The 12,406-nt window shown below is 30.7% G+C and carries 10 protein-coding genes; 1 reads left to right on the top strand and 9 read right to left on the bottom strand.

What is annotated here, in order from left to right:
• Window positions 1-19: 19 nt before the first annotated feature.
• The 9 genes from Q0H31_RS00160 to Q0H31_RS00120 all read right to left on the bottom strand — a co-directional run bounded on the left by Q0H31_RS00160 (window position 20) and on the right by Q0H31_RS00120 (window position 11,188).
• Window positions 20-1,417 carry an ABC transporter permease subunit gene (locus tag Q0H31_RS00160; RefSeq protein ID WP_295294871.1) on the bottom strand — a complete coding sequence of 466 codons (1,398 nt, stop codon included), beginning with the start codon at window positions 1,415-1,417 and terminating at the stop codon, window positions 20-22.
• 98 nt (window positions 1,418-1,515) lie between these two features.
• Window positions 1,516-3,300, bottom strand: coding sequence for an ABC transporter substrate-binding protein (locus Q0H31_RS00155; RefSeq protein ID WP_295294870.1), 1,785 nt, complete (start codon window positions 3,298-3,300; stop codon window positions 1,516-1,518).
• A gap of 301 nt (window positions 3,301-3,601) precedes the next feature.
• A complete protein-coding gene (locus Q0H31_RS00150; RefSeq protein ID WP_228369497.1) occupies window positions 3,602-4,057 on the bottom strand; it encodes an ATPase in 456 nt (151 codons plus the stop codon).
• Window positions 4,058-4,140: 83 nt separating this feature from the next.
• Entirely contained in the window at window positions 4,141-6,000 is a 1,860-nt protein-coding gene (locus Q0H31_RS00145) for a V-type ATPase 116kDa subunit family protein (RefSeq protein ID WP_295294867.1), read from the bottom strand.
• The gene (locus tag Q0H31_RS00140) at window positions 5,997-6,596 is read right to left on the bottom strand and encodes a V-type ATP synthase subunit D (RefSeq protein ID WP_157152085.1); all 600 of its coding nucleotides are present in this window, start codon (window positions 6,594-6,596) and stop codon (window positions 5,997-5,999) included. Before Q0H31_RS00140 ends, Q0H31_RS00145 begins: the two co-directional genes overlap by 4 nt.
• A gap of 25 nt (window positions 6,597-6,621) precedes the next feature.
• On the bottom strand, window positions 6,622-7,947 hold the full coding sequence (locus Q0H31_RS00135; RefSeq protein ID WP_295294865.1) for a V-type ATP synthase subunit B: 1,326 nt from the start codon (window positions 7,945-7,947) through the stop codon (window positions 6,622-6,624).
• A complete protein-coding gene (locus Q0H31_RS00130) occupies window positions 7,940-9,703 on the bottom strand; it encodes a V-type ATP synthase subunit A (RefSeq protein ID WP_101504042.1) in 1,764 nt (587 codons plus the stop codon). Before Q0H31_RS00130 ends, Q0H31_RS00135 begins: the two co-directional genes overlap by 8 nt.
• 25 nt (window positions 9,704-9,728) lie before the next feature.
• The gene (locus Q0H31_RS00125; protein WP_157152088.1) at window positions 9,729-10,562 is read right to left on the bottom strand and encodes a DUF2764 family protein; all 834 of its coding nucleotides are present in this window, start codon (window positions 10,560-10,562) and stop codon (window positions 9,729-9,731) included.
• Between the two features lie 11 nt (window positions 10,563-10,573).
• On the bottom strand, window positions 10,574-11,188 hold the full coding sequence (locus Q0H31_RS00120) for a V-type ATP synthase subunit E (RefSeq protein ID WP_295294860.1): 615 nt from the start codon (window positions 11,186-11,188) through the stop codon (window positions 10,574-10,576).
• A gap of 291 nt (window positions 11,189-11,479) precedes the next feature.
• Between Q0H31_RS00120 and hpt the strand changes: the two genes are divergently transcribed.
• A complete protein-coding gene (gene hpt, locus Q0H31_RS00115; RefSeq protein ID WP_295294859.1) occupies window positions 11,480-12,007 on the top strand; it encodes a hypoxanthine phosphoribosyltransferase in 528 nt (175 codons plus the stop codon).
• Window positions 12,008-12,406: the final 399 nt, after the last annotated feature.

The raw sequence follows: 12,406 nt of genomic DNA, 5'->3' as shown, positions 1-12,406 counted from the left end.
CAGTTCCTATTTTTATCTGTTAATAATTTTTCATATTAGATTTTATTCTAGGGTCTAAGAAAGCATATAATATATCAACTGCCAAATTAACAACGCTTACAACCACAGATACATAAACAACCCCCGCTAAAACCGCAGGTATATCTGGAATAAATTGCTTATCAACTATATAGCTTCCTATACCGCTTATGTTAAACACCTTCTCTGTAACAGCAGCACCACCAAGTACAGCCCCTAACTGCATGCCGGCAGCAGTTATTATTGGTATTAAAGCGTTTTTTAAAATATGCCTAAATATAACTACATTCTCATTTAAGCCTTTGCTTCTTGCCGTAAGTACAAAATCTGCATTCTTTATCTCAAGCATAGAAGCCCTAGTCATTCTTGCTATACTCGCTGAAAAACCTGTACCCAATACTATAACAGGCATTATATATGATTTTAAATCACCTATAGAAAAAGTAGATGGAAGTAAATTTAAATTAATAGAGAAATTCAATATAAGTATTAACCCTATCCAGAAATTTGGTATAGATAATCCTATTAAAGCAAAAAGCATAAAAATATAATCAAATAATGAATACTGTTTTATAGAAGAAATTATACCGGCAGGTATTGCTATAATTATCGCAAGCAAAAGAGATAAAAATGATATTGACAAAGTTACAGGAAATTTTCTCGCTATGGCTGAAAATATATCCTCATTGCCTACATAAGATTTTCCTAAGTTAAAAGTAATAATATTTTTAAAAGCATTAAATAATTGTTCTATATAAGGTTTATCAAGACCATAAGATTTATTGAAAGCTTCTATCTGTTCTTTTGTTGCATCCTGACCCAATATATTTAAAGCACTATCCATAGGCGAAATATAAAGTATAGTAAATACTAAGAAAATTACACCAAGCATTACAAATATCATCATCATAAGTCTTTCAAATATATACTTCATATACCAATGAGAATATATATATATTAAAATATACATAGGAAAAGAAAATATTATAGAATATACAAAAAATATTTTATTCTCAAGCATACTGCTTAATACAGCAGAATTGGTAAAGCTCTCTTTAAACTTTTTATATTTATTTTTATTTCTTTCTTTTTTTAATTGTTCTATATATTTTTTTACCCTTTCTTTTTTATCTTCTTCGCTTATTTTTTTACCTAATATTTCTATCTCTTTTTCTATATGCAAATAATATTCTTTTTCTTTAATCTCTATTTCATCATCTGCATAATCATCAATAGCCTTATAAGAATTAGATTTTTTGTATTTGCTGTAGATAAAAAACTTTCTTATCCACAAAGCAATATAAGTAAATATTCCAAGTATTATTAATGCAGCTTTATAAAGAAATATTTTCTGCATTTTTTCAAAATTGCTGCTGATAGAAAAAACAATATTATTCATTTTAACGTCTCTATATTTTTTTAAATTAAACAATAAAAAATAATAGTTTTGTAAGTAAATAAATATATACACCTACAAAACTATTTTTTTATTAATAATTATTTAGAAGCCCCATTACTTTCTTCATAAGCTTTTAAATATTCTTTAGCCTTATCTTTATCTGCTGTTAAAACATTACCAGTATCAACCAATGGTGTAAGAGTAGTATAAGCCTTATAAGCATAGCCATCATTAACAGCTATAAAAGCATTTTGGTCTATAGAATATAAAATAGCCTTTCTTACATTAACATCTTTAGTAACATGTCCGTCTGACATATTAATAAAAGTAAATATTAAAGCATTACTTGGTACAGTTTGAAGAACTAAGTTGCTGTCACTTTCTATTACTTTTAATTTATCAGCTACTATATCATATAATATATAAAGGTCTCCGCTTCTCAAAGAAGATACAGCAGCATCTAAATCTTTTATAAATTTTATATTTATTGTTTTTATTTTAGGGAATTTATCAGTATCTGCCATAAATCCAGGATTTCTTTCTAAAACTACTTCATAATCATTTTTATAAATAGCAATATACTGTCCGCTAGTACATAAAGTATTGTTATAGCTATTTCCTTCTGTTATTGTTGATTCATCACCATAACAAATATCTTTCTGAGGGTCATAATTAGCAACATTATAAGTGTTTACTTTTTTAATTTGCTTTTCACTTACTATACCGGCAGATTGATGTGCCAAATAATTAAGCACTTGAGGGAATGGGTTTATTGTTGTAATTTTTACTACTTGATATACTCCATTTTTATTATCAGCCTGAGCAGTAGAAGAAGTAAGAGAACTTATAGGAGCAGGCAAGTTTTTAGAAAGTTCTGTATAAACATCACTTGCAGCTGTCTTAGTATTTTTAAGTTCATTTATATCAGTTACTATAGAAATTTTATCCATACTGCTGTGAAGACTATATGTTCTGTGATTAGGAACGCTATTTCTATCTTTAGCTCTGTTTAATGAAAATACTACATCGCTAGCACCAACTCTCTCACCTGTATTAACTGCTTTTCTATCTTCTACTTTAGCAAAATATATATCATCTCTTAAAATAAAATAATAATCTTTATTTCCGCTTGCTATAGCATAATTGTATGATAAAGAATTCTCAGTGCTTATTTGGTCATTAGTAGTCAAAGTTACTATTCTTACATACATTTGATTATTGATGAAATTAATAGAACCATCATTTCCTTTTATTGGGTCTAAAGAAGTTAATGAAGATAGAGACTGGCTTATATATAAAGGCTCAGTTTCATTTTTTGCTTTATCTACAAATGATATTGCCCCTGCATTAATAGAAGCTGCTTTGTATATCTGAACTGTATTTTCATCTAATATAGTTTTATTGAAAGCTTGAGTTTTTACTCTGTTGTATAATGGTATAATATATGCATTTTCATCTATAATAACTTTTTCTATTTCAGAATATGTAGCTTTAGAATCTTCAAAAGACTCTGCCGCTGCTTTTTCTATAAGTTCATCTAACTTAGCATTTGATATTTTAGAAGCGTTATAATCTCCATCGCTTATAAATAATGATCTTACAGCATAATCTGGGGTTCCTGTTACAGTATTCCAGCTGGTAATTGCTATATCATAATTATTAGCTTCCAACTGACCCATAAAACTCGCATAATCTGGGAGCATACTGATAGTAGGATTAAATCCGCTTTTTGAAAGTATATCTCTCATTACATTTAAAGATTTCTCATCAAAAGATTGAGCAATAATCTTGATGTTTACTTTATTTTCTGTGGTTTCTGAAGATTTTCCACATGAAATTGTTAATAACAATAAAAATAAAAAAACTAAAAATTGTCTATGCATTTGCATACCCCTTTTAAATATTATAATTATTTTAATTTAGATAATGAAATTTATTTATAGACTAACTGTCTACTTAAAAGATATTTTATAGATGCGGAAAATAATAAATTATAGGGAAAAACATATTTGTATACCTTATACCAATAATTTTTGAGTATATATTAAAATATAAAAAAAGCAATTTATTTTTTGTTAGTTTTAATAAAAAATACTATTTATAATAGTTTTTTAAAATAAAAAAATCCGTAAGAGCTATTACAACTCCTACGGATTTTATTTATTTCACTTTTATTAATTGATATTAAGCACCTAAAACACCGCTGATTAAGAATGCTGTAGCGAAAGAAACGATAGCGTAAAGTTCTGGGAATACAGCAACGATGATAGTGTTACCAAATACATCATAACCATTACCTATAGCCTCAACACCATTAGCACAAACTTTACCTTGGAATATAGCTGAAACCATACAAGCTAAACCAACAGCAATACCAGCACCCAATATAGCAGCACCTTGGAAGATAGTGATATCAGCAGTCAAATAAGGCTGCATAATGAAGAAAGCAGCAAAACCATAAAGACCTTGTGTACCAGGCAACGCACTTAAAACAAGACAGCTACCAAATGCATCTTTATTTTTTTTCAAAGCTCCAACAGTAGTCATAGCAGAAATAGAAGTACCAACCGCACTACCAATACCAGACATACCTACCATTATACCCGCTCCTATATATCCTAATAAAAGCGCTGTGTTCATTGTAAAACCCATAGTTAAAATCTCCTTTTTTAGATTATTTTCTTTTTTTTAATTATTAAATATTTTTATATATAAAAAACTAATTAAGCTGCCTTTTTAAGCGGCTTATATTCCTTACCGCCGCCTTCAAAACCAACGTTATTGTAGAACTCTACAAATGTTAATCTTAAAGGGTGTACCAAAGCACCAAGTATGTTTAATGCGAATATAGCTATGTGTCCGAATACTAAGAACACTACCATTATAACAACACCAACACCCGGTATAGCTTTGAAACTCATACCTATTTGGTTAATTACCAATGCCAATATAGAACCAGAAGCACCTAATGCAAACAAACGTATATAAGAAAGTGTATCACCCATTATACCAGTTGCCGCAAAATAAACACCAAGTATAGAGTTTAATACATCTGGTTTTTTACCAACATTAGAAAGTATTACTAAGAATACCAAACCAACAAGCATAGTTATATAATATATAGAGCTGAATTGTTTGATAACTTGCATTTTCTGCATATCACCCAAGAACCATAAAACAAGACTTGGTATAAATAAAAGCTTACCAACAGCTGCAAATATATCACCTATAGCACTAGTTTTTATTCTGTCTATAACACCAACTACTAAAGCAAAACATATATGAAGTACACCTATAAGTAATGCTGTATTGAATGGAGTTAAGAACCAATTTTCTTTTATATCTGTAATTATTAAATACTTACTTAAAGTAGCAAATATAGGTATTTGAGTATTAGAAGGTATGCTTACACCAAAGAAACTTCCCCCATTAATTACACCCATAATAGTAGTACATATTCCAAGTGTTAAAGCAAGTATACCAATACCTCTTAATTGTCCTTTTAGCACAGTAAATAAACCTACCAAAGCTACTATAGTTAATACTATACCATAACCAGAGTCCCCAAAACAATAAGCGAAAAATAACGGATAGAAAACTGCTATCATAGGAGTTAAATCTATCTCGAAATAATTAGGCAATTGGAACAATTTTGTAATAAGCTCATAAGCAGAAGAATACTTATTGTTTTTAAGCTCAACAGGTACATTATCATCTTTTGTAGGCTCTTCCATTATGTAAGCTATTTTTTTGCTGTCGAGTAAAGTTTTAACTTCGCTCTCTTTATCTTTAGGTACATAAGCTTCAACATAAAGTATCTTGCCTTCTGTAACCTCACTAGCTACAAAACTCTCTTTAGCCTCTTCAAAATGATTCTGTAAATTAAGATTATCTACTTCTTTGTTAATAGATTCTATATATATCTGATTTTTTATTATATCATTTTCAATATTCTCTATTTTGCTGTCAAGTTCAGCTATTTGAGTTTTTAATTCATCATAAGATTTATTAGGAATATTAACTATATCGAAAGGAATAGCCTCTTCGCTGCCCTCTTTCTTGAAAGCAACAAAATAAACCTTACCAGCCTCTTCTTTTACAGCATAAGTGAATATATCCCCAAAATTATAAGCTTCATACTCCTTAATAGGACCATTAAAAAATGATATATCATAAGAAGTTTTTTCTTTTAAGTTATTAATCTTATCAAAGCTAAAACTTCCAAAAGGAGCTATAATAGACAATTCTTTTTTAAGGTTATCTCTTTCAGCTTTTAATTTATCAGAAGATTGAGATAACTGCAAAACATTTTCTATTACATCAGATGCTTTTTTGTTAGTATCAGTTGCTTTTAAGTTAGCTACATCTTTCTTAGCTTTTTTAGCATCAGATAAAGCAGCATTTATAATACTTTTAGCTCTATTAGCATCATTTTTTTGAGCGGCAATATTTTCTATACTTTCAGATGAAACACCGTTAGCAATTTCTATATGCACAACTCCAAGAGAAGCTAAATCATTTAGAGTTTTTTCCCTATCCTCATGAAAGACAAAGAGAGAGAGTTTCTTCATTTTTCTAATCATAAAGACGCCTCCTTAGCTCTGTTTCTTTCTTTTACTATCTTTTGAGAAGACTTACTTAAATTTTCTTCATCTTCCATATACCTTTTAATTTTGATTATAGCTGTTTTATACTCAGGAATTTGCACTTTCTCATAAAGGTTAACTTTCTGAGTAGTTTTCTTCCTCGCATAAGCCAAAGCGTTGAGTCTTGCCTCAGTCATTTCAATTTTTATTTGTAATGTCATAAGAAGCTCAAACATATTAATGGCAAGCCTAATCCAAGAAGGCATATTAAACATGCTGACATTTTCAATATCAAAATCTATACCTGTTAATATAGAAACTTTAACACCGGCAATATTTTTTTGCTCAGAGTTTACATTTCTAATCTTAACAATCTCAGGAAACTCAGTCCAAAAACCATTATAGTTTTGATTTTGTTTCACAAGGGCTTGATATTCTTCTTTAAGTAATTCAATCTCAGCGGTAATCTTTCTCACCTCAAGACGAAGTGCTGCCTCTTTACTTTTCAAAGTAGGCAAAGCTTTCTCACGAATGGAAAGCTGGCGTCTTAGGTTTTGAAGAGCCGTTTTATTGTATTGAAACTTTAATGCCATATTTTTTAACCTACTTTTTTATAAATTAATTATTTGTCCATTTACCATATTTTTCTACAAGAGATTCTTTTACACCCACTTCGGCTTTACTGAAATATTTACCCATTAATTCCCAACCAGTCTCTAACATCTCATCAATTTTAATGTTAATGTCTATTGCTAATAATCTTTCAGAATATTCAGCAGCATATTTCAAACATCTTTCATCATACTCAGTTAAGTCGAAACCGTTTTCTTTTTTCATTTTAGCGTTAGCAGCATCTGAATAAAGACGAACTAAAGTGTTCATTACAGCAGGGTGATCTTCTCTAGTTTTCTTACCTATAACCAACTGTTTCAAACGTGAAAGACTTCTGAATGGGTCGATGATTGTTTTACCTATATCAGAGTCACGTCTTAAGTAAAGCTGACCTTCAGTGATGTAACCAGTGTTGTCTGGTACAGCGTGAGTAATATCACCTTCGTTAAGAGTAGTAACAGCGATAATAGTAATAGAACCGCCGTCAGGGAACTGAGCTGCTTTTTCGTATATTTTAGCAAGGTCAGAATATAATGAACCAGGCATAGAGTCTTTAGAAGGAATCTGGTCCATTTTGTTTGATACTATAGCTAAAGCATCGGCATAAAGAGTCATGTCTGTAAGAAGTACAAGAACTTTTTGCTTATGCTCAACTGCGAAATATTCTGCAGCTGTACAAGCCATATCAGGTATCAAAAGTCTTTCTACTGGAGGGTCATCAGTAGTGTTGATGAAACATATAATTTTGTCTAATGCTCCAGCTTCAGTAAATGTATTTTTAAATGATAAGTAGTCATCGTTAGAAAGTCCCATACCGCCAAGAATAATCTTGTCAGCTTCAGCTCTCAAAGCAACCTGTGCAAGTACTGCGTTATAAGGTTGGTCTGGGTCTGCGAAGAATGGGATTTTTTGTCCTGTAACAAGTGTGTTGTTAAGGTCAATTCCAGCAATACCAGTAGCAATAAGCTCTGAAGGCTGTTTTCTTCTAACAGGGTTTACAGAAGGTCCTCCGATTTCTACCTCTTTACCTTCAACTTCAGCACCTCCGTCTATAGGCTCACCGTAAGCGTTAAAGAATCTTCCTGCAAGAAGTTCGCTTACTTTAAGTTTAGGAGGTCTGCCTAAGAATACAACTTCAGCGTTTGTAGGTATACCTTCAGTACCTTGGAAAACCTGAAGCGTAACAATATCTCCAATCATTTTTACAACCTGAGCAGGTCTTCCAGCTACAAGAGCCATCTCATCGTTACCAACATTTTCTGCTCTTAAAGATACGGTTGCTTTAGTAATTTGTACTAATTTTGTATATACTTTTTGAAATGCTTTAGGCATGTGTTATACTCCTTTCAGCAAATATTGATTCCATCTCAGCTGTGTATTTTTTGTGTTCTTCAGACTGATATACAGAATAGTTCATCTGTTTGAATGCGTTAATAAGTCTTTTGAAATAAGTACCTACTTCGCTGTAATCATCAAATCTGTAATCAGCTTCTACAACTTTCATAACTTGATTTAATAATTCTTTTTGTCTCTCTATTGGGCAGTTTTTATCTACTTTATCGAAAGCGTCCTGCTGTAAGATTACGAAGTCTATAAGCTCAGCTTTCCATAAACGCTGATGGTATTCAAGAGGTACTGCGTCGTCACCAAGAATGCTTATCTGGTCGCTTGCTTCCTGACCTCTTCTAGCTATATCTTTTGCTCTAGTTACTTTATCAGCCCAGCCTTTTTCTATATAAGTGTCTGAAAACTCTACGAACTCTGGATATTCTATATACTTAGAATAAGAATCTAATGGGTCAACAGCAGGATATCTTTTACTGTCAGCACGTTTTTGTGATAATGCGTAGAAACATCTAGCTGCTTTACGAGTAGATTCTGTTACAGGCTCTTTCAAGTTACCGCCTGCAGGTGATACTGTACCTATAAATGTAATAGAACCAGTCTCTCCGTTATTTAAGTATACGAAACCTGCTCTCGCATAGAAACTAGAAATAATAGCCGGCAAGTCGATAGGGAACGCATCTGGACCAGGTAATTCCTCAAGTCTGTTAGACATCTCTCTTAAAGCTTGTGCCCAACGAGAAGTAGAGTCAGCAAGAAGAAGTACTTTAAGTCCCATTGACCTATAATATTCAGCTACTGTCATACCTACATAAACTGAAGCCTCACGAGCAGCAACAGGCATGTTTGAAGTGTTACAGATGATTGTTGTTCTTTCCATCAAGCTTCTTCCTGTTCTTGGGTCTATAAGCTCTGGGAACTCTGTAAATATTTCTACTACCTCATTAGCCCTCTCACCGCAAGCTGTCATTATAATCAAGTCAGCATTTGCGTTAGTAGCCAAAGCGTGCTGCAATACTGTTTTACCTGCACCGAATGGTCCCGGAATAAATCCTGTACCGCCTTCAGTGATAGGGTTAAATGTATCTATAGTTCTAACACCAGTCTCCAACAATTTGAATGGTCTTGGCTTTTCTTTGTAAGCTTTAATAGTAAGTTTTACAGGCCAAGTTTGTACCATTGTTACATTAACTTTTTCGCCTTTAGAATCTTTTATAACAGCAAGTGTGTCTTCTAAACCATAATTTCCAGCAGAAACTACGCTTTCAACAACACCTTTACCTTCAAATTTGAAAGGAACCATTATCTTGTGGTCAATCCAACCCTCTTTAACAGCACCAATCCAATCTCCTGCCTCAACTTCATCACCAACTTTAGCTATAGGTGTAAAGTCGTATCTCGCATCTTTATCTTCAGTAAGATTGTTATATTTACCTCTCTCTAAGAATACACCTTTTAATTTATCAAGGTCATTTTGAAGTCCGTCAAAGTTTTTACCTAAAAGTCCAGGTCCTAATTCAATTTCCAACATTGAACCAGTAAACTCTACGGCATCGCCTAATTTCATTCCCCTTGTAGATTCAAATACCTGAGCACTAGCACTAGTACCAGATATTTTAATAACCTCTGCCATTAGTTTGGCTTCCCCGCAAGATACAAAACATATCTCGTTTTGTGAAACGGGTCCGTCTACCTCTATTGAAATTAGGTTTGATATAATAGCAGTTACTTTACCTTTAGTCATTTCTATCTCCTAATTAATTTACATTTTATAATGACGCTTTGCTTTTTAATGTTTCTACAAGCGTCTCTAAATGTTTCTTACCTTCCTCTTCATCTCTTCCGTTGATACTAACGGCATAGTTAAGATTTATATAATAAGCAAAAATATTATCTGTTGTGAAAGATTTTATAGATGTTAACTTATCCAAAAACTCCCCTACCAAAGAACATTCTATATTCTCCATATTATATGGGTCAGCTTTGTCTGATGAGTTAAATGTCTCTATAATTGTATTAATATAAGGTATCTCTCTACCTACACCAAAATCTGAAGCTGTAGATTTGCTTAATGCAGATATTAAAGAATAATCGCCTATAAGCTCTTTAGCTATCTTATCACTATTAAAACCTAAAGCCCTGCCGTTTAAAGCTGCTAAAACATTCTTCATATCTCTCATAAATAAGGCATAATTCTTTATAAAATTATTACCGCTATTTATCATCTCTTCATAATACAAATTCAATAAACTGTTTTCTATATGTCTAACACTTTCCCATTCAACATTCTTATTATCTTCTAAAAATTTGCTCATATATGTTGGTAAATTAGAGATATTGCTGTATTTTTGTATCTCCTCTTTACTAAATATACAAGGCTCTAAATGCTTTGTATAAGGGCTGAATAACCCCTTTTGTTTTGCTATAGCATTTACCAAATTTTTATTATCGTTTTGATAAATAAGATATTTAAAAAACTTAGCATCTTTAGCACTTAAACTAGATAATATGCTTTGAGTAATTTCATTAATATCATACTTAGCCTTAGCATCAGATAATTTCACTTCGGGAAGACCTGAGATAAGATAATAATATGATCCCATACTCGCCCCTCTTATTTACTAAATATTACTTCTTCTGTTTTAGCTTTGATATAATCACTGAAAAACTCTACAAAATCTTCATCTGTAAATTGTAATTGATAATTGCCATTATTAGGTACTATTTTAAATCCGTTTGATAATTTCTTATCAAAATTAATAGTAGCATTATTAATAGCAGATTTTATAGATTTCTCAAATGCAGCATCTATATCTGCTTTTTTAGATTCTGGGAAATAAACTGTTACATCAGAATTATCTGAAGCAATATCCCATTTTTTTACAACCTCTAAAATTAAATCTTTTAAAAATGCAGTATCAGCAAAAGCTCCTTTCAAGCCTTCTTCCAATACTTTAGAGGCAACTAATTCTTTTACTCTTTGCTTTAAAGCACTTATTGACTGCTCACCTGCCATACGAACATCAGTTATGGTGTTCTTTTTTAGCTCTTCTGATTTTCTCTGAGCTTCTTTAATGATTTCTTCTGATTTTGATTCTGCTTCTTTAATAATTCTGTCTGCTTCACTTTTAGCATTAGAAATTATTTCATCAGCTTTCTTATTAGATTTTTCAACACCGTCTTGATATATACGTTCTAGAAGAGAGTCAAGTTTTTTATCTTCAGCCATGATATCTCCTTAACTTATAAATTATGTAATTATAAACATTATACGATATTGAACCATTTTAATGAATTCTAAAAAAAAATGCAAGCAAAATACAAAAAATATTGTTTTATGTTCGTATAATAAATGTATAATTTACACTTTAATTATATCATTATTCATTTTGTATATATATGTTACAATTATATAAAAAACTGACATGCATCTAAAAATTTTTATTAATTAAATAAAACTTTAAAAAAATATTTTTTATTATATAATCAATAAATAAAAATATATATATTAGGAAAAATTATGCTAAAAAAAGAAAATGGAATAAAAAAAATATTAATAGATGAAAACACTGTAAAACAAAAAGTTAAAGAGTTAGCACAAAAAATAAATAACGACTATAAAGATAAAACTCCATGTTTAATAGGGCTTCTTAAAGGTTCTTTTGTGTTTATTGCAGATTTGGCAAGAGAAATTGAAACAAATATAGAAATTGATTTTATGATTGTTTCTAGCTATGGAAATGATAAAATAGGCTCTGAAATTAAAATACTAAAAGATGTTGATATACCTCTAACAGGCAAAGATGTTATTATAGTAGAAGATATCATTGATACAGGATATACTTTAGAGAAGATTTGTGAAGTTTTAAAAACGAGAAATGTTTCTTCACTAAAAATATGCACACTTCTTAATAAGCCGTCAAGAAGAAAGGTTGATATAAAAATTGATTATAACGGTTTTGATATAGAAGATGAGTTTGTTGTAGGCTATGGTATTGACTATGCTCAGAAATATAGAAATCTTCCGTATATTGGAGTAGTTGAATAAAACTCTACTTACCGCACGCAGAGTGAAGTTATAATTTAATTTTTTGTTTACGGGTACTTTATCAAAGGACTAAAAAGTGCAAACGTTTTAACTTTATATTTTAGCTTCTATAAAGATAGGATTTATAAAAATCCAGCCTTTTTGCTTCTTTGTGGCAACAAAAGAAGTGGGGTGCGGGGCAAAGCCCTGCAATATCTTAATTTAAATAATTTAGATAAAAAATTTAATATATGTTAAAAAATTTTAAATTAATTTTATTGTTCTTTTTCCCGCAGCAAAAAGTGCAAGTTAAGAAACTAATACTAACTATATTTTATATACTAAATATTAAAACAATATCAATATTTATTTACACTAAATAATTAAAAATAAATCTTAATAACTCTCAATAAATTTCAA

It is taken from the genome of uncultured Brachyspira sp., assembly GCF_934747485.1.
GTDB lineage: Bacteria > Spirochaetota > Brachyspiria > Brachyspirales > Brachyspiraceae > Brachyspira.
The sequence above is the reverse complement of the archived record's forward strand: the minus strand, read 5'-3'. Positions and strand labels throughout refer to the sequence as shown.

Bases quoted from the DNA above. Each gene is read 5' to 3' on its own strand.
- Q0H31_RS00160 (WP_295294871.1), bottom strand. From the start codon at position 1,417: ATGAATAATATTGTTTTTTCTATCAGCAGCAATTTTGAAAAAATGCAG.
- Q0H31_RS00155 (WP_295294870.1), bottom strand. From the start codon at position 3,300: ATGCATAGACAATTTTTAGTTTTTTTATTTTTATTGTTATTAACAATT.
- Q0H31_RS00150 (WP_228369497.1), bottom strand. From the start codon at position 4,057: ATGAACACAGCGCTTTTATTAGGATATATAGGAGCGGGTATAATGGTA.
- Q0H31_RS00145 (WP_295294867.1), bottom strand. From the start codon at position 6,000: ATGATTAGAAAAATGAAGAAACTCTCTCTCTTTGTCTTTCATGAGGAT.
- Q0H31_RS00140 (WP_157152085.1), bottom strand. From the start codon at position 6,596: ATGGCATTAAAGTTTCAATACAATAAAACGGCTCTTCAAAACCTAAGA.
- Q0H31_RS00135 (WP_295294865.1), bottom strand. From the start codon at position 7,947: ATGCCTAAAGCATTTCAAAAAGTATATACAAAATTAGTACAAATTACT.
- Q0H31_RS00130 (WP_101504042.1), bottom strand. From the start codon at position 9,703: ATGACTAAAGGTAAAGTAACTGCTATTATATCAAACCTAATTTCAATA.
- Q0H31_RS00125 (WP_157152088.1), bottom strand. From the start codon at position 10,562: ATGGGATCATATTATTATCTTATCTCAGGTCTTCCCGAAGTGAAATTA.
- Q0H31_RS00120 (WP_295294860.1), bottom strand. From the start codon at position 11,188: ATGGCTGAAGATAAAAAACTTGACTCTCTTCTAGAACGTATATATCAA.
- hpt (WP_295294859.1), top strand. From the start codon at position 11,480: ATGCTAAAAAAAGAAAATGGAATAAAAAAAATATTAATAGATGAAAAC.